The following is a 24684-nucleotide window of genomic DNA, read 5'->3' as shown; positions in this document are numbered from 1 at the left end:
CAATTTACTATTTTCTCTATTTGAATAAATTTCTCTTATTTCGCTGAAAAAAAATCGACTTTGGTTGCGAAACCTCCAGAATAAGCGGAGAATTAAAATGGCTGAATTTAACAAAATAAAAACAAAATAAGTGAAAAAATAAAACACAATGAGAGTTTATCATGTAATTTAATTTAGCTTGTTTTTTATACAGACAGTTGCGATGTTATTTGTCTCTGATGGATTTTATTATTTTAATAACAAATATTTACTGTGGTCTAAAGATTTTTGGGGCTGAAGTTATGCCTCAGCATCATGTGGGCTTAGTGTAAACAAGGCTTGCAGAAGAGTGTCCAGAAATGATACTGATTTATAACGTGGTCGGCTGGCGGGAGGCTGAACCATACGTTTTATCAACTATAGCCCCGTATTTAATGATTAAGTATTCTATTTGAAATGCTTGGTAACTTGCATTTTATAGGATGCTTTGAGGAATTTTTAGGGTATGAAAAGTGTAAAAATAGGTCTGGCCTGGCAAATACTCATTGCGCTGGTATTAGGTATTTTGGTTGGTGCGGTTCTGCATAATCAAATTGAATCCAGAGAGTGGTTAGTTAGTAATATTTTAAGTCCAGCAGGTGATATCTTCATCCGCTTAATTAAAATGATTGTTGTACCGATAGTTATTTCGACCTTGATCGTGGGTATTGCTGGTGTTGGTGATGCGAAGAAGCTTGGGCGAATTGGCCTGAAAACCATTATCTATTTCGAAGTTATCACTACCATCGCCATTATTGTTGGGATCACCTTGGCGAATGTGTTTCAACCGGGGCACGGCATTGATATGTCGGCATTGACGGTGGTCGATATCTCCCAGTATGAAAAGACCACTGAGCAAGTACAAAGTGGTAGCCACAGCCTGGTGAGCACTATCTTGTCGCTCATTCCTGCCAACGTCTTCGCTTCCATGGCGAAAGGCGATATGTTGCCAATTATCTTCTTCTCAGTGTTGTTTGGTTTAGGGCTGTCTTCATTGCCAAAAGAAACCAAAGAGCCACTGTTGAATGTGTTTAAAGCAATTTCTGAAAGCATGTTCAAAGTCACTCATATGATTATGCGCTATGCGCCTATCGGGGTGTTTGGTTTGATCTCGGTGACGGTTGCCAATTTTGGTTTTGCCTCGCTTATTCCATTGGCCAAGCTGGTTATTTTGGTTTACGCCGCGATTCTATTTTTTGCACTGGTCGTGCTGGGCACCGTTGCCAGATTATGTAAATTACGTATCTGGACATTGATTCGAATTTTGAAAGATGAGCTGATTTTAGCTTACTCTACCGCCAGTTCAGAAACTGTATTGCCACGAATCATCGAGAAAATGGAAGCCTATGGCGCGCCAAAATCGATTACCAGCTTTGTGGTTCCGACGGGCTATTCCTTCAACTTAGATGGTTCTACCCTTTATCAGAGTATTGCCGCCATATTTATTGCCCAGTTATATGGTATCGAGCTGTCCATTGGGCAAGAGATCATTCTAGTCCTAACCTTAATGGTGACTTCTAAAGGGATTGCTGGTGTTCCGGGAGTTTCGTTTGTTGTCTTGTTAGCAACGCTAGGCAGTGTAGGTATTCCACTGGAAGGTTTGGCCTTTATCGCTGGTGTGGACCGTATTCTGGATATGGCACGTACCGCACTGAACGTGGTGGGGAATGCGTTAGCGGTGCTGGTTATTGCCAAGTGGGAACATCAGTTTGACCATAAAAAAGCCAAGGCATACGAGAAGGCGTTATTTGCACCAAAACAGACGCCGGTTAACCAAAGCTAATACTCTTTACCCTTGATGTTCCGGTGATGTTAGTCGCTCGTATTGGCCCGAATCATTTACTCATATAAGATCATTCGGGCTGATTTATTCGCTGCTTGGAGTTGGGCATTGATATTTGTAGGCCCCCTATCGATGAGCGACAGATAGGGGGTTTTTATTTGTGTCTATCATCAATAAAACACCAGTGACATTATTCATTTAGTCCTAAGCGGTATGACCAATGGATAAGCTCAGCGACTTTGTGCACATCCAGTTTTTTCATCATATTAAGGCGGTGGGTTTCTACGGTTTTTTGGCTGATAGAAAGGTGAACCGCGATAATACGATTACAAGCACCCTCGGTAATCAGTTTTAGGATCTGTCGTTCTCGTGGTGTTAGTACTGGTTGGCTGGCATCGCTACCTTGTGCCAGTTTATTAACCAGAGAACTATTGAGTGCGGGATCAATATAGCGTTTACCCACCGCCACCGTTTGAATGGCGGCCAGCAGAATTTGCTGTGGGCTTTTTTTCAGAACATAACCTAGCGCGCCACTGCTTAACGTTTTGCTGGCGTGATGTTCCTCATGACGGGCTGTTAATGCCAGAATCCTCATCGTCGGCCAGCGGCGAAGCAGTTGAATAATGACATCAAGGCCATCCATGCCAGGCAATCCGAGATCTATAATCGCAATGTCTGGTTCTGTCTGGCGGCATAAATTGTATACATCCAGCCCATTATCAGCTTGGCCAACAATTTGATAACGTGGATAAGCTGCCAACATATTTTTAATACCATTAATGATTAGTTCATGATCGTCGACAATCAGTAATTTCGTATTCATAAAGTTATTCCCTTTACCTGATGATTGAAATGGTGTCGCGGGGCTCCCGCGGTTGAAACAGAAAATGGATTATCTCGTCGAGGTGATCGATATCTTGCTGTGTAATGAGTTCATGATTTTCGACTACTATTTCCAGCTGAATCACAGCGTCTTGTAACTCAATAAGGCCCGCTTGCCCGGCACAGCCTTTTAAGGTGTGAAGCTGGTGCGATAACGTGGGGGTATGGGTGAGAGACTCTCTCACTTGCTGCACTAATAGTTGCAATGATTGTAATAGTTTAAGGCGCAATGAGCTGTCAGCCAGATTCAATAGTGGCCTCGGTGTTGATAACTGGGGAGAGAGAGTGACCCCGCGTTCGAGCTGGAATTGTGCGGTCAGATCCAGTACTTCTGCCAGTTGGCTGAAAGTTACTGGTTTAGAGAGATAATGATTCATCCCCGCCTGACTGGCCCTTATCTTTTCCTCAGGATTGGTATTGGCACTTAATGCCGTAATCATGCAGCGATTATCCTGGTTGGTCGCATCATCACGCCAATAGCGGGTTGTTGCCAGCCCATCCATACTTGGCATACGAATATCCATCAGCACCAGATCAAAACGCTGCGTTTGGCCGAGGCGTAGTGCGATTTCGCCACTCTCTGCCAGAGTCACTTGATGCCCCAATTGGCGCAGCATCATGCCGGTGATATCTCGATTGGTTTCAGCATCATCGACTAACAATATGGTCATATGCCAAGGTTGTAGTGGGAGAGCATGTGGTATCTCTTGCTGAGATGAGGCGGGCTGCTTCTCTCCGTTAAGATGCTTTTTAACGTTGCTATATAAGCGACCGGGTAGGTAGCACAGCTCTTTATCGTTAAAGGGGGTCTGCGGCAGGTGTACTGATTGATTACCTTCTGGCGGGCAGGTTATCCCCCACGAAGATAATTGAGCATGTAATGGCTGTGGTGCACATATTTCACCTTTAAACGGTTTGAGCACTATTATCCCACAAAATGGCAGACTTAATGAGAAGCGACTACCGTGGTCTGGTAGGCTAAAAAGTGTAATATTCCCCCCCATCATTCTTGCCAGATTATCTGCAATAGTTAGTCCCAACCCCGTTCCCTGCCCGTGCTCATGGGTCTGGACAAAAGGGTGGAATATCTCTTGTTGAAGCTGCAAATCAATACCACAGCCGGTATCTTCAACAGTGAAGCAGAGCTGCTGGCCCTTACGGACTACATTGAGCCTAATATGGCCACATTGCGTGAATTTAACGGCATTGCCCAATAAGTTAACCAGAATCTGCTTTAAGCGTTGTTTGTCCAACTCCAGTTCCAGCGGCACATCCGAACTGACGTAAGTAGAGAGGGTGATGGCTTTACTCAAGGCCTGGCTATGAATAGTTAACATGGCCTGATCCAATAAGGGCAATAAGGCGGTTTTCTCTTGAGACAAGGCCATTTGCCCCGACTCAATACGTGAAAAATCCAACAGGTTGTTAACTATCATCAGTAAAGAATGTGAGCACTGGCGAGCGGTCTCGGCCAACCGATATTGCTCGCAGGTCAGTGGGGTATTTTGTAATAACTCAACCGCACCTAGCGTGCCATTTAAAGGGGTACGAATTTCATGACTGATAGTGGTTAGATGGACACTCTTACGGCGATTAGCCTGTTCGGCCAGCTGTTTTGATTTTGCCAGTGCCAGCGTGCGTTCCTTTACTTTCATTTCAAGGGTGTCGTACTGCTCATTCAAGGTGTCTAGCAAGTTGTTATAAGCACGAGCAATCTGCCCTAACTCATCCATGCGTTTCACTGGTAAACGCGGCTCCATCGCTTGTGGGCCGGTGGCACCAATAATATTGATGAAGTTCCATAGGGGAATAGCGAGGTAATATCGCAGTAATAAAGAGAGCACTAACGTGAGCAGCAGCAAAATAGCCAGTGCAAAGGGGAGTTGATGTAATGCGGGTTTGGCCGCTTCCCAGGCAAAACCGACGCGGGGATAAATAACTAACTGTTGCCAACCGGGGCCTTTTAACTGGGTTCTTAATACCAAATAATCAGGTGTTTGTTGCCAACCATCATGTAAATTTCGGTCTTTTAGCTGGCGAAGAATCTCATGTAACTGATGCGAAGGTATATTTTGCTGAGATATCGGTAACAACTCGCCACTCTTATCCAACCATAAATTAATATCTCTCTGCTCAACTGGCTGATTATCCGTCACCAACTCATTCAGTTTTAATGAGAATCCAGCTAATGAACCGGCGTGGTCACATGCGGCAACAGAAACATGCCAGCCTCGTTGTGGGCTATAAGTCGGCATCCCCCAAAAAATATTGTCATGGGTAGGAAATATTGGCAGTAAAAGTAATTCTTTACGTCGCTGGTTCAAATAGTTATTTGATACCGCCTGTGGTCTGAATATGGTAATACCTTCTTTGTTTTTAATTGTGAAACTGTCGAGATAATAAGTTTGACCAGAAGTTCCATATGCCTGAGCGATGCGAAGGTCATGTCTGGATTGGATGGCATTACACATTCCTGAACTAAAAGGAATATTGTCGCTCGGATCATCATCTGTATGTCTAATAGGCAATCGCCAGGTGGCTTGGTAACTTGTCTGGCGACTTATCAATGCGGTTGCGTCCCGTTCTGCGCCTTCAAATTGGTAATTACTTAAATCTGCGCGTAATGATGCCATGTGGGTTAATTCATTCACCAAACGTTGGCGTGTATCCTCATATGAGAAGAATGCCATGGCCGCAATTGAAATAAGCCATATGGCCATTAAGGTCATGCCCAGTAATAGTGTCAATCGAGTGACGAGTGATGATGAATTTTCCATAAAGTCACCTGACTGTTTTTTTTAGTACGCCACAGCCAAAATTTGATATCAAGAAATACACTGATTTCATTACTGCTCGTTATAGATTCATTTAGTTCTGTAAAAAGAGTAAATCAGGGTTTTACCTTATAACGAATATTTAATTACGGAGGATAATTAAATCGTACTGATGCAGGAGTTACCGCCGATGCTTGAAATGTTGAAGAGACAACCCTTAGTTAACGACATTGATTTATCAGATATTAATATTGTTCAATTCACGTTGAAGGGAATTCCTGCCAAAGCGATGGATTACCATCATTCTATTTGTATTGGTGTTTTTTTTATTGAGAGAAAAATGATATCCAATACTGTTATTCGATATATTGCACTTATGCTGGTGGCGCTGGAGAATACGCAGGATTTTGCTTTACAGTTTAACGATGGCAATTGGTGGTTATGGGGGCGATATACACTTGATAATAGCGAGAGGATCGCCGGTGAGAATCAAGATCTCTCGATGAAATTAGAACAAATTCATGCCGTTATTCAGCATTTAAGTGGCTTGGTAGCCACATTGAGTACTTCCCAAACAAACGTCTTAACCAAACCGAAGAAGCATGTCAGCAAGGCTATCTCATGAAAGAACTTGCCAGTTTAATATTACTGTTTTCAGTGTCACTGGCCCATGGACAAGCTATTCCCTGGCAAGGAGAGCCTTTCTTTATTTATAGCCGGGGTATGAGTGTATCTAACCTATTAAAAGATTTAGGGATGAATTATGGCATCCCGGTAGTCATTAGCCCGGAAATAAACGAACACTTTAGTGGGAAAATTCGCGACAAAACACCAGAAGCAATCCTGTCTAAATTAGCCGGTCTATACAATCTTACCTGGTACTATGATGGTGAAATACTCTATTTTTACAAAGCTCAAGCCATCCGAAGGGAATTTATATCGCCAGATGGATTATCAACGACAACTTTAATCAAATATCTACAACATAGCGGAGTAGCCGCAGGAAAAAACTGTGCGATAAAGGCTATTTCTCGTCTGGATGCTATTGAGGTTACAGGTGTTCCTATCTGTATTGAACGGGTGACGACATTGAGCAAAATGCTTTCGTCTCAAGCCCGTAAGCAAAACCAAAATAAAGAAACAGTGAAAGTCTTCCTGCTAAAATATGCCTCTGCGGCTGACTCTAATTATCAGTATCGTGATCAGCAAGTTAAATTACCGGGCTTAGTCAGCGTATTGCGCGAGATGAGTCAGGGCAATAGTCTGCCTTTAGTTGCAGGAAAAGAACAAGATGAGGCGCATACCAGCATGCCTCTTTTCTCGGCTGATCCTCGGCAAAACGCAGTTATTATCCGTGATCGTCAGGTCAATATGCCGGTCTATCGTAGTTTGATCGCCCAGTTGGATCAGCGGCCAGTTCAAATAGAAATATCAGTGACCATTATTGATGTTGATGCCGGAGATATTAGCCAGCTTGGTATCGATTGGTCCGCATCTACTTCCATTGGTGGCGCGGGTATCTCGTTTAATAGTAATTCGGGGAAAAATAGTGCTGATGGTTTCTCCACTGTAATTGGTGATACTGGGAACTTTATGGTTCGCTTGAATGCGTTACAAAAGAATTCACGTGCCAGAGTCTTATCACGCCCTTCGGTGGTCACCCTAAATAATATTCAGGCGGTACTGGATAAAAACGTAACGTTTTATACTAAGTTGCAAGGCGATAAAGTGGCAAAACTTGAATCGATCACCTCTGGGTCATTATTGCGAGTGACACCGAGAATGATTGATGCCGATGGTGTAAAAGAAGTTTTGCTTAATCTTAACATTCAGGATGGGCAACAGCAGGCGCCAATAAGCAGTAGTGAACCGTTGCCGGAAATACAAAATTCAGATATCTCAACGCAAGCCACGTTGCGTGTTGGGCAAAGTCTGTTATTGGGTGGCTTCATCCAGGATAAACAAATTGAGTCGCAAAACAAAATACCGCTACTGGGCGATATTCCATTATTAGGTGGGTTATTTCGCAGCACTGATAAGCAATCTCACAGTGTTGTCAGGTTATTTCTGATCAAAGCTGTACCGGTTAATACAGGGGAATAGCATGGCAGTACGGTTTAAACTCCGCCTGTTAAATGGTGAACTTAATGGGCGTGAGCTGATGTTACCTGAGGGGGAGTTTACGCTAGGGGGTCAGCAGTGCGACGTATTATTACCCTTACTTCAGGGGCAAATATTGACCTTGAGAATAAGTGATGAGCACATAACTTTGCAGACATCTGGGGATGTCTGGGTTAAGGGGGAGCGGTATGATTTACAACAGAAACTCCCACTCGGACAGGCGATTGAAACCGGGGGATTAATCTTGGTTGTTGGTGAGGCGGGCGATAATTTAAGTGATATTCATTATATCCCTCGCGCTCGGCCACGCTTATTACTCTGCTTATCTGTACTGGCATTTATCCTATTGTTACTGCTATCGGTAGTTATATTCTGGTTTATACAGCAGCCAAAAGCGCTACTGGCTTATCTTCCTCCTGATATTCCAACACAACTCTCAGAGCAGTTAAAGCAACCCGCTTTACAGGGGATAAAAGAAAACTGGTTATTAGATGGCAGTGTTGTTTTGAGTGGTCACTGTAGCTCATCACCCGCAGTGATTAAGTTGCAGAATTTCCTGGTTCTTAACCGTATTGTTTTTCGTAATCAATTAGTCTGTGATGACCATCTGCTCAGTAGCGTCAAGGATGTATTACACCAGTATGGCTATCAGGATATAGAGGTCGACACGGGGAAACATCCAGGGCATATCACGATCCATGGTGCTATTGAAATGGGGGGGCAATGGTTAAAAGTTCAGGAAACACTGGCGACAGTGGCTGGGTTAAAGGGCTGGGCGGTTATTAATAGCCATGATGGGCAAATTGCGCAATTAGTTGAGCGCTTGAGGGAACTGGGGTTATTAGGCTATCTCAGTATGGCGCAAAGTAATAAGGAAATCATTATCAGCGGTATATTGTCGCTCAGCCAACAACAACAACTGATGGAAATGTTGACAGCATTGGCCCGGCAACAACCGGACTTTCTGGCGGTGAGGTATCAGAATATTCCCACGTCAGATCAAACTGCTCAGCTTCTTCCCGCTGCAATTGTCAGCTATGGCGGAAATAAATTTTCAGGATTCGTGCAATTAGCTAATGGATTACGCTTACAGCAAGGGACGGTACTGGCGAATGGCTATAAAGTTATTTTTATTGGAGAGCAAGGCATATCATTACTAAAATCTAACAATTTAATCCATATACCCATGAATTTTTAAGGATTAGGAGATCAACGAGTGTCGCATATTACTGAACTGGAAGATGCTATTAAATATGACGAGAAAAAAACACAACAGAAGAATGCGTTGTTGGAAAATGGGAGGTTATTAATTTCACAACAATTGTCTCTACAGCAAACACCTGATAATTATAAAACTCTTAACAATATGATGCTGGCCCTAAGTAGTGCGGGGAAAATAATAGCAACACTGTCAACTCGCTATGGAAATTAAAAAACAATCATCATGCCATTTTATGGAAAAAATGGAATAAATATAAAAGACAGATGCTTTTTAGTGAGACAAAATAATATTATATATTTATCAGTGCATCAGGAAATTCAATATGAATGATAATGATTCTATTCAGAGCATGTTAGGGGACCTACACAGTCGGTATAGTAAATTACTGTCTGATCTAGGGAAGTTGAAAGGATTCCAGCAACAAATCGAATTACTGAAAGAAAAAGCCAAAAATGACAGTAAAGCAAGAGAGAGGTTAATTCGCTTGAATGAAGCCTTTCCGAATGGTTTAAATCAAGAAAAAGCACAAATGGTGGTATCTATTGCAAACATAAAAGTACAGTTTAAACAACTGGAGACGCAGCTCAGAAATATAAGTTCAGGTGAGGCAATGTAGTTAATCTCTTCCTGAAATATCATTATTATCTTGAGTTAAGGAGTATTTCTATGGTCGCGAACACTGGTGTAAATAAATCAGACAACACTTCCTCGTATGTTAACCAATCTTCCAATAATGAATTTAATTTTTCCGTTTTGGAAAATAAATTTAATAGTATTCACAACAATATTAATAATGTTGGCAGTAATCTGAGTAATAATCTAAGTGAGCATGCTGATATTTTCAGTATGGGATTGAGTGCCTTTTATGAGTACCTGGACGTACTTGAATCACTTGCCAGAAGTGCCTATGACGCTATGCACACCCGATCAAAATATGCCAATGATATACAGGATAACGCTAATCAGGTTGATTCCGTAATTGCCGAAGCGGCTAAAGGTGACGATAAAACAACCAAGCCGCTACCGGATTCAGTTATCGAGTTTATGCGGGAGCATGGCATCAAAGTTGATAAGATGAGTATTGATGAGTATTTAAAGAAGAATGGGCCAGAACTGGATAAAGGACAATTACAGGCAGTAAAAGCGGCATTAGATAATGAAAAGACCCGCGCGTCAGATACCATGACTCAAGAACAATTACAGTTACAGAAGTTTATGCAAAGTTATAACGTTAATGTTAATAACATCAGTACATTGCAGACAGGTTTAAAAGATATATTAACGACGATTGCCCGCAATCTTTGTTAACCAAGTTATGGCCGTAAGGATGATTCGATATGAATATTGAACCTACTGATCAACTTATTAATTTTATGCGACGTGGCGGTTCTCTGCGTATGTTGGCAAATATGTCAGAGCAAGACTTGACGTTAATATATGAATATAGCGTACAACTTTGTCACGGCGGAGAATATGACAGCGCAAAAAAACTGTTAAATATATTGATTCGTTTCGACCATTGGAATTTTGCTTATTGGTTAACATTAGGTTCGTGTTATCAACAAACCGGGGATTGCCATCAGGCGATTTATTGCTTCAGCCGCGCGGGGCAAATTCAGGTCGATGACCCTCGTCCATCTTGTTTCGCTGGGGAATGTTATTCCGCTTGCGGCAATACTATTTATGCTGAAAAAGCATTCCGTGCCGCATTGAACTGGTGCCATGCTCACCCTGAGCAGGCTCAAGTCCGCCAGCAAGCTGAACGGGGACTGGCGGCATTATTACTGGAGGTGAGACATGCCTAATAGTATTGCATTTAAAGCCGACACACAGACTGATTGGGCACTGGCTGCCGCAGGTAAAAGCACACCTTTGGCACCGGCGAAAATGCCAGATTGGTGGGCAATTTCCGGGTTGTCACCCTCGGCGGATATGAATATGACGTCACCCAAGGTGACGCAGCAAAAAGCCCAGGCCGCCTTGGATCGCCTGCTGGTCGCCTTACCCCGTTCCGGCGCCAAAGCAGGGGACAGTGGCCGGCTTTCCCTTGATCAATTGGGCAGTACAGATATGCAGCTTATCCTCTCGATGGCTGGCAACCTGAGCCTGGTTTTTTTTTCTGATTCCTGTAAGTCAATCCGCCAGCAGATGGAGCGGGCGACGGATGTGCAGACTTTTTTACGCGATAAACGAGTTAATGAGTATCAGCAACAGATTGATAAAGCAGTTCAGCAAGCGGATAAAGCTCACAAGGCTGGTATTTTCAACATGGTGCTTGATTGGGCCATCGGCTTAGCCGAGATAGTTTACGGTGCGATTAAGGTCTCTGCCGGGGTATTAACCGGGGATCCGGTGGCAATGGCTTCCGGGGTCGCATATTTGGCGGCGGGGACCGCCGGTTTGGTTAAAGCCGCCGCCGAAACGGCGATGCTGGCTGGAGCCTCAAAAGAGAAATGTCAGGAAGTTATTGATGTTGCAGGTAAAGTTCAACTCGGTTGTGAATGCTTTGCTATGGCAATCGACCTGTTTCAAGCCGCCCGCGCGATTAATGCCGCTCGAGCGGTGACCAAAGGGGCGGGTGATGTGCTAAAAGCGGGCGGAGCTGATGCGTTGACCGAAGCGATGAAGAATCTAAGTCAACAAAAAGTGCAACAGTTAACTGAACAGTTCGCCAAGAATGCCTGTAAGCAGATAACTGAAACGGAAATGGCCTTGATGCACAATATCAGCAACTCTTTTACCCACGCTGGCGTTGAAAAACTGGTGGGCGATGTGACGAAAGATCTGGTTAAAACCGCGATTAAGAAAGGCACTACGCTCACTGCGGAACAATTTACTCGCCAATGTACCAAGAAAATTATGAAGGAGATGGTTAAGAAAATAATAAAAGATATCAGCCTCTCACCATTAAATATAATGCAAAAAGTTACTCAAGGGTTAGTGCAGGTTAATAGTGGCCAGTTGGCGATTCAAAATGGAGGGCTGCAAAAAGAAATTGAAAAATTGATGCTTGATCAAGACTTCACGCAGTTTATGGATCAATGGGTTGAGCGGAATAAACAGCAGCAAAGTAAACAACTCAAAGATATCTCTCAGAGCGCACAAGACACATTGGAGAAATTAAGCGATAACATCCATCAAAGCGGCATGCTACAAACGAGAGTGGCAGGTTCATTAATATAATGAGGTTATAATGAATACACCTATCAGCCAGGACATAAAAATAAACGACAAAGCCCTACAGGCTGTCGATGATGATGGGAAATTAGATAATAATATTGGCAATATCATTAGTGATATCTCCGATATTATTTCCCAAATGTATGCATTATTTAAAAAAATGCGTGATTTACTGAGTGCCTATGGTGGGAAACAATTCGAACTTCTATTTAATATCAAAGCTACTGCTATGAAAAATCAACGCGAAGCTATCGATAAAACAGCATCAGCGGCCATCGCCAGCGGAGTTTGCTCCATGCTATCCGGTATATTTAGCGGCGTCGGTGCTGGAGCAGGCGACCGGTGGGGCGGTATTGGTGGGCATATTAGTAATGCTACTGGGCAATCTATTATCGGTATTGGGAAACTGGCCGAGGGTGATAAAGCCCGTGCTGCGGAAACCTTGCGCATGGCGAGTATTCTGCAAAGCTCTAGCTCTGATAGTTATTCAAAAAATTCCAATGAAATACAGGATAAAATAGTAGAGCTAAGGCAAGCATTCAAGGAATTTGGCAATACCTTGACTAACCTAATAAACCATATTTCCATGGCGGTGAAATTATGATATATGAAATTTAACTCTCAGTGCATTGAGCAATACTTACTCAGTAAAGGCTGTGTGACTCAAGCAGCCTTTTTCGAAAATAGCCCTATAAAATTAGGGCGTGAGTTTTTATTTGATGCATATCGGGTAATCTACCGTATTGAACAGCATGAATTAATTATTTGTTCTTTGGAGATTTCCACTGAAAAAAATACGACGGGGAATTTTTTGGCATTATTTAATTTCCTGCTCCATTTAGGTGAGGAAATTACTGATATATCGATAGTCAGGATGCTGATTATTAATAATGTCGCTAATCAGCCGTTGCGGTTGATCCGCAGTAGACTTATTCGAATATTAATAGTTAAAGGAGCATTCAGTAAAAATATCGATGGTAATGATTGGCTACTATTTGATGTCAGTACGGGGAAATAGAATTAAGGAGGCCCAATGGACGATTTTTCTGCCGATGATTTCCAGTCCCTGTGTGTAAAGATAAATAGTGTATTGAAAGAACAGAATATTATTCAGTACCCAATGAGTGATTTTAAGCAGCAACCTGATCCGCAGGAAGTAGAAACGCGCTATACACGGGGTTATCAGGCCTGGCTGGCAGATGACTATACTGCTGCGATTAGCGATTTTTCTTGGCTTACACTCTGTTGCCCCTTAGTGTCACGGTTTCATCTGGCTTTGGCCGCAGCTCTGCAAATGCAGCAAGAATATGCTCTGGCGCTGAGTGCTTATGCCGCCGCGCTATTACTGGATGCAAATGATCCTGAACCGGTATATCAAATGGCGGTTTGTTTACGCGCGCTGGATAAAGGGGCTGATGCCAGAGAAGCATTACAAACCGCCATTGAAATGAGTTATCTGAACCCTGAGTATGCGTCTACAGCAACGAAAGCCAATCGATTATTGAATGAAATATAAATGAAATAATACGAATGTTATGGCCAATATTTAAAAGGGGATAGCGATGGATGGCATAGACAATATTAATTGTGTTAATGATTTATCTGAGCCTAATGCGGTAGTTAAACCGAATATCGAGGGGAGACCCTCTATTAGCCCCCCTGAAGCATTAGCAAATGACTTTCTGAACAACACTGTTCCGAATGCTAAGGACAAAATAATTGAAATTTTTGTGACTCAAAAAGATATTGTTATTAAAGAGCATGAAATCAGCGTTAAGTTAGCCAAAAAACAGTTTTTCATCAATGTGATTGAGTTGACGGTTTCTCTGGCTTCATTTGTTGTCAGTGTTGGCATGAGTATTTGCAGTGGCGGGGCGGCGACCCCGGTTGCCATAATTACTGGGGTGAACTTAATGTTATCACTGTCTAACCTGGCATGCGCCTACCATAACTGGAATTGTGCCAGTAAAAATAAAGAGGGGCTAACCATGGGCAGTGATGCAATTCAGCAAGCTGCCTTTATGCTCGCTAAATCCTGTGGTGTTTCATCCGATAATTGCAAAAAAATCGCGCGCTACACATCGTTCTTTATTCGTGTTGGTATCGTGGCCTCTTTAGCAGGTATAGGGCTACTAACGCACCCGGTCGTTACCAACAGTTTATGTTTACTTGCTAAAAACTATAATCCAATAGTGGCCTCTATAACCAGTATTATTACTGCCGGTGCGCTAGGTGTGTGGATAAGTAATGATCATGATCAGAAAAAAGAAATAGAGGGTATTTTAAGGAGTAATGAGCTGGAAGCAAATGAAATACTAATAACAACTCATGCTGAGGGGGCTGCATATCGAAAAATCGGTATAATCAAGGATAATGTACAAACAAATTTCGCTTAGGGTGAATGCCGGATAGTCTCTTTAGTGTTATTTGTTAACCTTGTATAAGGTTAATTACTCTCTAAGGGATATGATGAAATCAATACAGTTTATTTTATTTCGGCAAGAGGGAACATTACGTAGCAACGGAGAATGTTATACCGTACCTGCGGGGAATTTGGTTGTTACCCACGAGTTGGCTACGGTATCTTCTTTCTCACAGAGCACTTTTATTTCAATATTGTGTCATTCGATAGATCTTTTACCTATATATCAAAACTTAGCCAGTAAAATGGTGCAGTCGAATAAATTTCGCTTACCCCATAAAATATCTGATCACTACAAAATATTGCCAGCAAATAAAGATGTTATTCACGCAACTGAACAGTTAATTGATATTGAGCGCTCAGCATCATTACGCTTTCTTTACCTGTATTGTTTAGGTCTGGATTCAGTTTATTTCTCCAGATTGTTGGAATCAATTGTGGGTACCAATAATGAGTTACTGGAGTTTTTTGAACAAAATCGCCTCAATCCCTGGACGGTATCGCGCTATGCCGATGAATTAGGTATTTCCACCCGTAAATTGAATTTTCTGTTTTACGAAAAATTCGGTATGTCTGCAAAGCAGTGGTTACTGGATCAGCGTTTGAAAAAAGGCTGTGAATTGCTGTTATCTACACAGCTACGCGTGGCAGATATCGCCATGGAATGCGGTTTTAGCAATCACGCACATTTTTCTGATAGCTTCCGTCGCCGTTTTCAGCAGTGCCCATCGCATATGCGGTCACTTATGGAATAGGGAGGTTTGATGGATATAAACGCATTAATGAACGAAATGACGAATAGCATTAATAAGATAAGTCAGGACTTTCAAAACCAGATGGCGGCCGGTAATCCCTCTGATCCTGAACATATGCTCAAGATGCAATTTGCCATGCAGCAGTATTCGTCTTACATCAACTTTAGCAGTGCGCTGATGAAGAATATTAAAGATATGACCAGTGGGATTATTGCCAAAATATGATCTTACTTTCAGCACAATGTCGCCAGTTGGTGGTTGAAGCTGCCTTGGCCGGGGTGAATCACAGCCTACAGGCTGAAGCCCAAAATATCCTTAATGTGTTACCCCAACTGATACCGGATCCACAAGTTCGCTTGGTCTGTGAGGCAATGCTGTTATTCGGACTTAATGACCGAGTGGCAGCACTGGCGTTACTGGCAACATCCAAATCCGAAGATGCGCAGGCCATGTTGGCGTTGCTACAACAAGGGATCTCTGCTGCTGACTCAACGTCATTGGCGTTGCCGATAACAACGCGGCAGCCTCTGGTACTAAAGGCATAACACCGCAACGGTATAAAATTGCTTATCAACAAGGAGATCATCAGATGGAAATTGATGCCATTCAGGCTGCTTCAATGTTGAATACCCCCCTTCAGCCAGCGGCCGGTGAGCCGCAACAAATCGCCAAATTTACGCAGTTAATGCAACAGGCGGAACCTGGCACGGCAATGATGTCGCCATCCCAATTATTGGGCGTTCAGTCGCAATGGATGTACGCCACATTAGCAGTAGATTTAACGGCTAAAGTGGCCGGTGTTCTCGGGCAGAACATCAATAAACTGGTCAATATGCAATGAAGCACCTGCGGCGTGCGATAGCGCTCTTGCTGGTGGTTATCTCCCTTTCAGGCTGTGGTATGGAGCTATATAGCGGGCTTTCTGAGGGGGAGGCCAACCAGATGCTGGCGTTGCTGATGTTGCACCAGATTAAAGCCGAAAAGCAGTCCGAGAAAGGCGGGACGGTAGGGCTGAGTGTCGATAAAAGTCAGTTTATTAATGCAGTGGAACTGCTACGACAAAATGGTTTTCCGCGCCAGAAATTTACGACCGTGGATACGTTGTTTCCGTCGAACCAGCTCGTGACATCACCTGGCCAAGAGCAGGCCAAGATGGTCTATTTGAAAGAACAGCAGTTGGAAAGCATGTTGAGCCATATGGATGGGGTGATTCATGCCGATGTGACCATTGCCATGCCAGCGCCGACCGACGGGAAAAGCAGTGTTCCCCACGCCGCCTCAGTGTTTATCAAGTATTCCCCCGAGGTCAATTTACAAAGCTATCAGCCACAAATTAAAAATCTGATCCGCGATGGTATCCCCGGTATCGATTACTCACAGATTAGTGTGGTGATGCAGCCTGCCAATTATCGGTTTATCGCCGCTGAGCCACACCAGCACGCTGAGGCACAACTGAGCTTGCAATGGCTATTACGCCACGCCGGTGCGATACAGATAGCGTTAGGGCTGGTGTTAGTGCTGCTGGCTGGGTTGTCAACGGTGTGTTTATTACGCTATTTGCGCCGATAAATCGCTAATGGAAGGGGAAAAGGGATGATATTACCGTTAACCGCTGATATCCGGCATTTGCATCAGTTAGCCTGGCGACCCGCACAGTTTGCCCATCCTCTATGGTTGGCAGCGATGGGAATTAAAACAGAGAACTACTGTTATGGCCGCAGTAACGTGCTGGACAGAGTGTTGAATAATGCGCTAATTCAGCAACGAAAATTCCCACAGCAAGCCCTGCCTGCGGTGCTGAGCAAGCCGCAGCAAGAGCGAATGGCAAGCTATCCGCGCTTATCTGCCCACTGTCTGGCGCTGGGGTTGGTTCATTTACAATGTGGTGATTATTTGCGCCTACGGCGTTATCGCGAGAGGCTTTCGCCGCTGTTGGATGAAGCTGATATTCAACAACTCATTGGTATGGGATATCAGGGTCACCTGCCTGCCAGCTTAAGCCCACAGCATCTGCCCACGGTTGCCTTACGTCTGGGGCATAGCCTGGCACATCAGGTACGCCACGATGATGTGGTTTGGCGTGCAATCTCTATCTCATTACCTCCTCAGCCCCGTGCGTTATTTTTGTCCCAGGCCTTCTCTTTTGCGGTTGACGGTTGGTTAACCCGACTGGAGCGTTTGCTGTGAACCCTTTTCATCTCAGGATAGAGAAGTTTGATTATTCGCTGCCAGCGGGGCGAGTCATTGCGGCGGTTCAGTTACAGGAAATGGCGCAGAGTCGCGATATTTTGTCTGCTGCTCGGGTGCAGGCAGCCGAGATTGTGCAAGCAGCGCAGGATGAGAGCCGCGTGTTGTTGGCGCAAGCACAGCAACAAGCAGACATGCTGATGGTTCAAGTGCGGAGTCAAATAGAAGCTGAGGTGGTGGCGCAACATGTTGGCTGGCTAGTGGCGGCGGAGCAATTGGAGGCATCCTTGATTACACAAGCCCGTCAGCAGATTCTGGCAGCGATTGCGTCGGTGGTAACTGCCTGGGCCGGTCAGCAATCTGTGGAACAGATTTTGATTCATCGGCTGGGGGCGCAAGTGGAGAAAATGGCGCACGATGAAAAGTTGCTCTTACAGGTTCACCCGCAGCATCTGCCTGCCGTGGTCTCTGCTCTGGGTGAACGGGTGCAGTGTGTGGGGGATGAGAGCATGCCTGAAGATACCGCCCGCTTAGGTTCGCCAATGCTGCAAGTCAGCCTTTCTCTGCGTAGCCATTTGGCGCAACTTATCCTTTGGCTACAGGAGCCAGCTCATGATTAGTGCCAATAATGTGTCAGAGACCTTGGCAGTTCACGGCTCTGAGCAACATGTGGGGAAGGCTCATGGCGAAGTAACCCCCGCACACTCAGTCATGGAATTGGCCAGCATTGAATTATCTGAAGTGAGACAAACCGCGCTGGAAGAGACGATGGAAGAGATCGGGCTGAGTCTCGGCTCCCGTTTGAAAGATCAAAAATCCATTGAGGCTGAGGAGCGTAATCTGCGCCGCCAACAGCTATTGGTGAAGTTGATAACCCAGCTCTCCGGTAGCAACGACATGCTGTTTTCACAGAACATTCCGCTTGATGTGGATATTGTTTCGCTTGCCAATAAGCTTCGACAGGGTGAGCTATCGGCAGGGCAGCAAGTGTTACTGTTGGCCGCCATGCTGGCACACAGCAAAAATAATCCATTACGCCGCCGCAGCTTATCGCAACTACTTGGCCCACTACTTGAGCGTGAAGGCTGGGAGGTTGAGCTATTTGGTCTGTTGGAGCTAGGCGCAGAGGGTAGCCGCTCGCTGGGAGCCGTCAAACAGTTGTTTCAGCAAAGTATTCATCAAAGTGAATTGTCGCTGGCGGAGTGGTTTACCCAGGTGAGTCGTTGGCCACAGCGCCAGCAACGTGTTCGGGTACTCATGCGTGCCGTCGCGTTTGATTTGTCCTGTCGGCCGTTCGCTCAATACGGTGAGCGTTTGTCCGCGACACTCCACCAGTTGCGCCGTTTGCTGATGTTTCTCGGGTTGGAAGACCATTGCAGCCAGGTGGGGAATGTCTGTGGCGTGGCAGGAGATATGATTCTGAACGAGGTACTGGCAGTGGTGGGGCAACCCTGGTTATTCAGTAGCTGGTTGCAGCCACGAATTGAAGCGATTACCGGTTCGGATGCCAAAGCACAGCGAGGATTCATTCGTCGGTTTTATGAGTTGTTTAAATTGATGCCAGTGGATTGTTTCAATGATCAGGAACAACAAGCACAAATTTTAGCCACCTTGCTGGAGATATGACTTTTCGTTTCAGGCGAACCCCCGATGGTTGATAAGGCATTAGCTGCTTATTCTTTTCATTGTTTACTCTCGTCATTTTTCAACTTGCAGGTGTGCTGGCTGCGCTCACGACCCGACCCGGCCACAACCGATTTGTCTCTTGCTTGCCGCCGGCCTGAATTTTGAAATCTATTATGTATAGCGAAAAGTTGCATCAAAAGGACATTGGTTATGGAGATGGATTTAGTTGTTACCCGTAACCTTCAATTGTTTATCCGCATGGCGGAATTGCCCTGCTCGGCAATCACCTCTCGCATGCAGTGGCAGATAGAAAAACGGATTATTTTCCTTGAGTGGCGAGCATCAAGGTTACTGCTCACTTGCGGTTTACAACAACGGCACTACAACCATGACGATCTGCTGCGGCTTCAGCAATGCTGGCGGCTTGAGCGATTTAATGGCGTGCCACAGCGTATCTACTTACTGAAAATGGGTATTATGGTCAGTTGCTCCCCGCCAGCATTGTCCGATGCTGAGTTTTGGTATCAGCTCTACCGGCAGCAGTGTGCCTTGCTGTGCCGCCTGTCGGGAGCATGCCCATGAGGCAATCGGCGTTGATACGTGGCTTGCTGATGATAACTGCGCGGCAGGATATTTTTCTGGCGATCATGCTGTTGGTAGCAATCTTTATGATGATCCTGCCGCTGCCAACCGTGTTGGTAGATCTGCTGATTGCGATCAATCTGGCTTTCTCAGTCATCCTGCTAATGATCTCGATTTACCTGCGCGATCCGCTCGAATTTTCGGTTTTCCCGTCGTTATTGCTGATTACCACGCTCTATCGCTTGGCGCTGACTATCAGTACTACGCGCTTAGTGCTGCTCCAGCATGATGCCGGTGAAATTGTCGAGGCATTCGGTCAGTTTGTGGTTGGCGGTAATCTGGCTGTGGGGTTGATCATTTTTACTATTATCACCGTGGTCCAGTTTATCGTGATTACCAAAGGCTCAGAGCGAGTGGCAGAGGTCAGCGCCCGTTTCTCGCTTGATGGCATGCCCGGTAAGCAAATGAGTATTGATGGTGATATGCGGGCGGGCGTGATTGATGCGGCCGAGGCTGGGCGGCTAAGGGAGAGGGTGCAAAGAGAGAGCCGGTTGTTTGGGGCGATGGACGGCGCGATGAAGTTCGTTAAAGGCGATGCTATTGCCGGGATTATTGTCATTCTGGTGAATATTATTGGCGGCATCACCATCGGTGTGCTGCAACATAATATGTCGGCGGAACAGGCGATGATCACCTATGCGGTGCTCTCGGTTGGCGATGGGCTATGTGCCCAAATCCCATCGTTACTTATCTCCATTACTGCTGGGATTATCGTGACCCGCGTTCCTGGCGGCGATAAGCAGAGTTTGGCTAAAGATCTGGCGGTACAAGTGGGACGTCAGCCAGATGCTTTATGGTTAGCCGCCGCCATCCTGACTGTTTTTGCTTTGTTACCCGGTTTTCCATTCCTGATCTTTATCATACTGGCGGCGCTGGTGGCCGCGCCTGCCTTTTTACTCTATCGCAAGAATCAGTCAATACGGCACAGAGGTACGGTAACGGGGGCTGGTGACAGTGGCTTATCTGCGGACCATGCAATGACACCAGGTGCGATACCTTTGATGTTGCATTGTGCGACCAACCTGGATTATCCCGAGTTGGCCCGAGATATTGATAGCTTGCGTTGGCGCTGGTTTGAGCATCTTGGCGTGCCATTGCCGGAGGTGGAGATCCGCAGTGATCCTACCTTGATTGAGAACAGCCTATCGATCCGGGTCTATCAGGAGCAAGTGCTGGAACTGACACTACCATCAGATGATTTGCTACTGACTCAGCCCAGTGCCCAGCTAGAGACGCGCAGCCAAAGGTTAGGCAGCAGAATGGGCACTTTTGAGTGGTTAGCTGCAGATCAGGGCAGCCATGCCAGCATCTTGGGCATCCCATATGTACAAGGGCATAAACGTATTATCTCTTGCCTGACACGGGTATTTGAGCGACATACGGCTGAATTTATTGGTGTGCAGGAAACCCGTTATCTGATGGATGCGATGGAAGGGCGCTACGGAGAATTAGTGAAAGAGCTACAGCGCCAGATGCCGCTGGGCAAAGTTGCAGAGATACTGCAACGGCTAGTGGAGGAAGATGTATCGATCCGGGATTTGCGCACCATTTTCGGCGCGCTGGTGGTTTGGGCACCGAAAGAGAAAGACAGTGTCATGTTAACCGAGTACGTGCGCATCGCCTTACGCCGCCATGTGTGTCGCCGGTTCAGTAAAAACAGCGTCTGGTTACCGGTATTGCGGCTGGGAGAGGGGGCTGAGAACTTGATTCGTGAATCTATTCGCCAAACCTCTGCGGGTGCTTACTCGGCGTTAGCCGATAAACACTCACGCTTGATCCTCGACAAGATAAAAGCCGCTGTTGCACAAAACAGTGATGTTGTCCTGCTGACCGCCATCGATGTACGGCGTTTTCTGCGCAAAATAGTTGAGCGGGATATTTTCACGCTGCCGGTACTTTCCTGGCAGGAATTGGGTGATGAGATGAATATCAAGGTGGCAGGCACTATTGAGTTGATTGGTGATGAACTTGATGAAGCTGCCTGATAGTCCAACACTAAGTGCTCAGTTGCATCAGCAATTGCGCTTATCGTCTCTGCCGCCGGATGGTATGGCCTATCGCGGGCCAATACTGGATGTTGGCCCAACCCTATTACGCGCCAATCTGCCCGGTGTGGCGCTGGGGGAGTTATGCCGTATTGCGTCACCGGACATGCTGGCCGAAGTGGTAGCTATTGAACAACAGACCGCGTTGCTATCGCCATTCGCCTCTTCAGCCGGTTTGCGCAGCGGTCAGTGGGTGTCACCACTTGGGCATACCCACCGTGTCAAGGTGGGGCCATCACTGGTTGGGCGGGTTTTGGATGGTTTGGGGGTCGCCATGGATGGCGGCCCTCCGGTTATCGGGCATTGGCGTGAGTTGGATTGCCAACCCCCGGAGCCACTAACCCGTCAGCCGATTCGGCAAATACTGACTACCGGGATCCGGGCCATTGATGGCGTATTGAGCTGCGGTGAGGGGCAGCGAGTCGGTATTTTTGCGGCGGCAGGGGTCGGGAAAAGTAGCTTGCTGAGTATGCTCTGTGCAGGCAGCAATGCGGATGTCATGGTGTTAGCACTCATTGGTGAACGTGGTCGTGAAGTGCGGGAGTTTCTTGACCAGGTGCTCACTCCTGAAACCCGTGCTCGCACCGTAGTGGTAGTCGCAACCTCTGATCGTCCGGCTCTGGAGCGGCTGAAGGGTATTTATACTGCTACTACCGTGGCCGAATACTTCCGTGAGCGCGGGTTGAAAGTGTTGTTAATGGTGGATTCGCTAACCCGCTATGCCAGAGCGGCTCGAGAAATAGGGCTGGCGGCCGGTGAACTGCCTGCGGCGGGCAGCTTCCCTCCCAGCGTCTTTGCGGCATTACCCCGCTTATTGGAACGGGCCGGTAACAGTGAATGCGGCAGTATCACCGCTTTTTACACCGTACTGGTGGAAGGGGACGATATGAATGAGCCGGTGGCTGATGAGGTGCGTTCGCTGTTGGATGGGCACATTGTGCTATCCCGCCGACTGGCCGGTGCCGGGCACTATCCGGCTATCGATATCGCCGCCAGTGTTAGCCGTATCATGCCGCAAATCGTCACGGTAGAACATCTGGCGCTGGCACAGAAATTGCGCCAAATACAAGCCTGCTATCAAGAGATCGAACTGTTGGTTCGCGTGGGTGAATATCAGGCGGGGCAAGACCCGCAGGCTGATGACGCACTGCAACGTTACCCGAAGGTCTGCGCCTTTTTGCAACAGGAGAACGCCTTATCGTGCCATTCCGACGCCGTCAGCCTCAACCACACCTTGGAACAACTCGGCCAAATAATCAATTGAACCACCCCGCGCTGGATATTTTGCAGCGCTTGCTCTGTTTACGGCAACGCAAGGAGCGCCGGTTACGCCAACAACTGTTCCGTTGGCAGCAAGAACAACAGCAGCAGGAACTGCAATTGATACAGTGCCGTCGCGAACGCTACCAGTTATGTCAGCAGTTACAACAACTTGTGCAATGGCGCGGTAGGTTGCTCCCCGCGCAAGCGGATCAGCAGAGAGTTTTACAACATCAGGTGTATCAGGCGGAGCGGCAGCAGCAAAAGCAAATTAGCGCGTTGCATGCTCTGGGGCTGCAACAACGGAGCGCTATAGCAGCACAACAGGCGCTGATACGGAGTAATCAGCGTGAACAGGAAAAATTACGGATGTTAATAAAAGATGAGTCGAATCGATATTGAAGGTGCATTACCTCTGCTCAGTGAGCATTATTTGGACGGTTATTCGCAGCGGCTAGTCGGTAATGAGAGACAAAAACAGCAATTTGCCCGTTATCTCTCTCCGCGCGTTCTTCCCATGGCGGAGATGGCCGATGCAATTACCACGGTGAGAGACCGTGGCTTGATATCCACTGATTACTGCATTGCCAGTGGGCCGTTGCGTGGGACAAGGGTCAGTGTCAGCCTGGCCGTTCAGGGGTTAAATATTGTGCTCAGTCACACCAATGGTGAATTGGTTGAACGTTTGCAACGTATACAGTCGCGCTGGCAACGGCAACTGTACTTGTTAGGCTTCCCCTGCTGGTTGGAGGTCATCCATGTTCGAGAGTCTGACGGCTGAATTACGCCAACTCAGCGCCGTTATTGGTCATGGACGGCATTCGGCTGGGGTGTCTGCAACCTTCATCAAAGCTGGGGGAGAGGGGGTTTATCTGCCACTGCAATTTAACGGGCAGGAATGTGGTTTGTGGTTATCGCAGTCATGTTGGCAGCACTGGCTGGCCTATGCGCTGGCAACGGATGATGCCCCTCTTTTGGCGGCAGAATTGGTGAATGCAATGGCGCATTGGGCCGTCAGTCCACTGCTTGCGTCGCTACCCGAGTTGGTCCTTCATGACATTACTCCTCAGGCGATGACACTGCTAACGCAGTGGGCGGTGGGGCTGACTTTCGAACTGGAAGGGCAGCAACTCAGTGTCGTGCTGTGTAACTGGCCGCCGGTGGCATTAATAGCAAGGTTATCTCACTGGCAGAGTGAGGCGCTACCCGCTCAACAAGATGCTGTCTGGCAAGCTGGCTTAGTGGTTGGTTGGAGTCATTTATCCTTACACCAGTTGCAACAAATCAGGCCTGGAGATGGGGTTCGGATACTGGCGGCCGCTGAACTGGAACAGCGGAATTGTTGGTTATGGCCGATGGCATCCGCGCAGATTTATATCAAATTAGAGGATGGAAACAAAGTGACAATTCAACAGGTTAATGACGATATTGACCGGTTGCTGGCGCTGGATATTGCCACGGTGACCCAAGAGCCACCGGCGGTGGCGCTAGAGCAATTACCGCAGACACTCGTCATGGAAATAGGGCGGTTGACACTGCCGCTGAGTGATATCAAGCAGTTAGCCGTCGGGCAAACACTGGACTGTAAAACCGCCTTCTACGGTGAAGTGAATATTCGTTTGCATGGGCAATCGGTGGGCAGTGGCAGCCTGTTGTGTTGTGATGAGCAGTTGATTGTGCGGATTGAGCAATGGTTTCTCACCTCTAGCCCTTGATAATGCAGCGCTGTTGGGCTGAGGTACTGAGGTTATTCAGGTCATGACCTGA

The 24684-nt window shown here is 46.4% G+C and carries 29 protein-coding genes; 27 read left to right on the top strand and 2 right to left on the bottom strand.

Going from position 1 to position 24684, the window contains the following annotated elements; genetic code table 11:
• The first annotated feature begins 484 nt into the window (after positions 1-484).
• Entirely contained in the window at positions 485-1801 is a 1317-nt protein-coding gene (gene gltP / locus V1953_RS19580) for a glutamate/aspartate:proton symporter GltP (protein WP_083161135.1), read from the top strand.
• Positions 1802-1991: 190 nt separating this feature from the next.
• Here gltP and V1953_RS19575 read toward each other — a convergent pair whose 3' ends face one another.
• A complete protein-coding gene (locus V1953_RS19575; protein WP_083161133.1) occupies positions 1992-2624 on the bottom strand; it encodes a two component system response regulator in 633 nt (210 codons plus the stop codon).
• 13 nt (positions 2625-2637) lie between these two features.
• Positions 2638-5460 (bottom strand): two component system sensor kinase, encoded by a 2823-nt coding sequence (locus tag V1953_RS19570; RefSeq protein ID WP_442851228.1) that lies wholly within the window; start codon positions 5458-5460, stop codon positions 2638-2640.
• A gap of 187 nt (positions 5461-5647) precedes the next feature.
• On the opposite strand from V1953_RS19570, the gene V1953_RS19565 reads away from it, so the two are divergent.
• The 26 genes from V1953_RS19565 (at position 5648) to V1953_RS19440 (ending at position 24632) form a co-directional block, all read left to right on the top strand.
• Positions 5648-6082, top strand: coding sequence for a hypothetical protein (locus V1953_RS19565; RefSeq protein WP_083161131.1), 435 nt, complete (start codon positions 5648-5650; stop codon positions 6080-6082).
• Positions 6079-7560: an EscC/YscC/HrcC family type III secretion system outer membrane ring protein gene (locus tag V1953_RS19560; RefSeq protein WP_083161129.1), complete on the top strand. Its 1482-nt coding sequence runs from the start codon at positions 6079-6081 to the stop codon at positions 7558-7560. The genes V1953_RS19565 and V1953_RS19560 overlap by 4 nt, the downstream gene beginning before the upstream one ends.
• A 1-nt stretch (position 7561) precedes the next feature.
• Positions 7562-8776 (top strand): type III secretion system inner membrane ring subunit SctD, encoded by a 1215-nt coding sequence (sctD, locus tag V1953_RS19555; protein ID WP_083161127.1) that lies wholly within the window; start codon positions 7562-7564, stop codon positions 8774-8776.
• Between the two features lie 18 nt (positions 8777-8794).
• Positions 8795-9010 (top strand): EscE/YscE/SsaE family type III secretion system needle protein co-chaperone, encoded by a 216-nt coding sequence (locus tag V1953_RS19550; RefSeq protein WP_083161125.1) that lies wholly within the window; start codon positions 8795-8797, stop codon positions 9008-9010.
• Positions 9011-9122: 112 nt separating this feature from the next.
• Entirely contained in the window at positions 9123-9416 is a 294-nt protein-coding gene (locus V1953_RS19545; RefSeq protein WP_420072890.1) for a chromosome partitioning protein ParA, read from the top strand.
• Positions 9417-9466: 50 nt separating this feature from the next.
• The gene (locus V1953_RS19540; RefSeq protein ID WP_442851227.1) at positions 9467-10108 is read left to right on the top strand and encodes a chemotaxis protein; all 642 of its coding nucleotides are present in this window, start codon (positions 9467-9469) and stop codon (positions 10106-10108) included.
• Positions 10109-10137: 29 nt separating this feature from the next.
• Complete coding sequence (locus tag V1953_RS19535; protein WP_083161119.1) at positions 10138-10605, top strand: SycD/LcrH family type III secretion system chaperone; 468 nt, start codon at positions 10138-10140, stop codon at positions 10603-10605.
• Positions 10598-11983: a type III secretion system translocon subunit SctE gene (gene sctE / locus V1953_RS19530; RefSeq protein WP_083161117.1), complete on the top strand. Its 1386-nt coding sequence runs from the start codon at positions 10598-10600 to the stop codon at positions 11981-11983. The genes V1953_RS19535 and sctE overlap by 8 nt, the downstream gene beginning before the upstream one ends.
• Positions 11984-11993: 10 nt before the next feature.
• Positions 11994-12584 (top strand): chemotaxis protein, encoded by a 591-nt coding sequence (locus V1953_RS19525; RefSeq protein ID WP_372568537.1) that lies wholly within the window; start codon positions 11994-11996, stop codon positions 12582-12584.
• Between the two features lie 3 nt (positions 12585-12587).
• Positions 12588-12998 carry a pathogenicity island 2 effector protein SseE gene (locus tag V1953_RS19520; protein ID WP_083161115.1) on the top strand — a complete coding sequence of 137 codons (411 nt, stop codon included), beginning with the start codon at positions 12588-12590 and terminating at the stop codon, positions 12996-12998.
• Between the two features lie 15 nt (positions 12999-13013).
• On the top strand, positions 13014-13496 hold the full coding sequence (locus V1953_RS19515) for a SycD/LcrH family type III secretion system chaperone (protein ID WP_083161113.1): 483 nt from the start codon (positions 13014-13016) through the stop codon (positions 13494-13496).
• Between the two features lie 46 nt (positions 13497-13542).
• The gene (locus V1953_RS19510; RefSeq protein ID WP_083161111.1) at positions 13543-14376 is read left to right on the top strand and encodes a hypothetical protein; all 834 of its coding nucleotides are present in this window, start codon (positions 13543-13545) and stop codon (positions 14374-14376) included.
• Positions 14377-14449: 73 nt separating this feature from the next.
• Positions 14450-15157: a helix-turn-helix domain-containing protein gene (locus V1953_RS19505; RefSeq protein WP_083161109.1), complete on the top strand. Its 708-nt coding sequence runs from the start codon at positions 14450-14452 to the stop codon at positions 15155-15157.
• 9 nt (positions 15158-15166) lie between these two features.
• Complete coding sequence (gene sctF, locus V1953_RS19500; RefSeq protein ID WP_083161107.1) at positions 15167-15382, top strand: type III secretion system needle filament subunit SctF; 216 nt, start codon at positions 15167-15169, stop codon at positions 15380-15382.
• Positions 15379-15702, top strand: a complete 324-nt coding sequence (locus V1953_RS19495) for an EscG/YscG/SsaH family type III secretion system needle protein co-chaperone (RefSeq protein ID WP_420072892.1) — start codon at positions 15379-15381, stop codon at positions 15700-15702. The genes sctF and V1953_RS19495 overlap by 4 nt, the downstream gene beginning before the upstream one ends.
• A 44-nt stretch (positions 15703-15746) precedes the next feature.
• Positions 15747-15998, top strand: coding sequence for a type III secretion system inner rod subunit SctI (gene sctI / locus V1953_RS19490; protein ID WP_372568540.1), 252 nt, complete (start codon positions 15747-15749; stop codon positions 15996-15998).
• A complete protein-coding gene (ssaJ, locus tag V1953_RS19485) occupies positions 15995-16726 on the top strand; it encodes an EscJ/YscJ/HrcJ family type III secretion inner membrane ring protein SsaJ (protein WP_083161101.1) in 732 nt (243 codons plus the stop codon). Before sctI ends, ssaJ begins: the two co-directional genes overlap by 4 nt.
• 24 nt (positions 16727-16750) lie before the next feature.
• A complete protein-coding gene (locus tag V1953_RS19480) occupies positions 16751-17344 on the top strand; it encodes a type III secretion system domain-containing protein (RefSeq protein WP_372568541.1) in 594 nt (197 codons plus the stop codon).
• Positions 17341-17964, top strand: coding sequence for a type III secretion system stator protein SctL (sctL, locus tag V1953_RS19475; protein WP_442851226.1), 624 nt, complete (start codon positions 17341-17343; stop codon positions 17962-17964). Before V1953_RS19480 ends, sctL begins: the two co-directional genes overlap by 4 nt.
• A complete protein-coding gene (locus V1953_RS19470; protein ID WP_442851225.1) occupies positions 17957-18970 on the top strand; it encodes a TyeA family type III secretion system gatekeeper subunit in 1014 nt (337 codons plus the stop codon). Before sctL ends, V1953_RS19470 begins: the two co-directional genes overlap by 8 nt.
• 210 nt (positions 18971-19180) lie before the next feature.
• The gene (locus V1953_RS19465) at positions 19181-19552 is read left to right on the top strand and encodes a type III secretion system protein (RefSeq protein ID WP_442851224.1); all 372 of its coding nucleotides are present in this window, start codon (positions 19181-19183) and stop codon (positions 19550-19552) included.
• The gene (locus V1953_RS19460; RefSeq protein ID WP_442851223.1) at positions 19549-21597 is read left to right on the top strand and encodes an EscV/YscV/HrcV family type III secretion system export apparatus protein; all 2049 of its coding nucleotides are present in this window, start codon (positions 19549-19551) and stop codon (positions 21595-21597) included. Before V1953_RS19465 ends, V1953_RS19460 begins: the two co-directional genes overlap by 4 nt.
• Complete coding sequence (locus V1953_RS19455) at positions 21584-22921, top strand: EscN/YscN/HrcN family type III secretion system ATPase (RefSeq protein WP_442851222.1); 1338 nt, start codon at positions 21584-21586, stop codon at positions 22919-22921. Before V1953_RS19460 ends, V1953_RS19455 begins: the two co-directional genes overlap by 14 nt.
• Positions 22918-23319 carry a type III secretion protein gene (locus V1953_RS19450; protein WP_372569843.1) on the top strand — a complete coding sequence of 134 codons (402 nt, stop codon included), beginning with the start codon at positions 22918-22920 and terminating at the stop codon, positions 23317-23319. Before V1953_RS19455 ends, V1953_RS19450 begins: the two co-directional genes overlap by 4 nt.
• Positions 23300-23698: a hypothetical protein gene (locus V1953_RS19445; RefSeq protein ID WP_420072897.1), complete on the top strand. Its 399-nt coding sequence runs from the start codon at positions 23300-23302 to the stop codon at positions 23696-23698. The genes V1953_RS19450 and V1953_RS19445 overlap by 20 nt, the downstream gene beginning before the upstream one ends.
• Complete coding sequence (locus tag V1953_RS19440) at positions 23676-24632, top strand: YscQ/HrcQ family type III secretion apparatus protein (RefSeq protein ID WP_442851221.1); 957 nt, start codon at positions 23676-23678, stop codon at positions 24630-24632. The genes V1953_RS19445 and V1953_RS19440 overlap by 23 nt, the downstream gene beginning before the upstream one ends.
• The last annotated feature ends 52 nt before the right edge of the window (positions 24633-24684 follow it).

Source organism: Yersinia sp. 2541 StPb PI, assembly GCF_052217145.1.
In the GTDB taxonomy this organism is placed as follows: domain Bacteria; phylum Pseudomonadota; class Gammaproteobacteria; order Enterobacterales; family Enterobacteriaceae; genus Yersinia; species Yersinia enterocolitica_E.
This window is presented reverse-complemented; position numbering and strand designations above follow the sequence as displayed.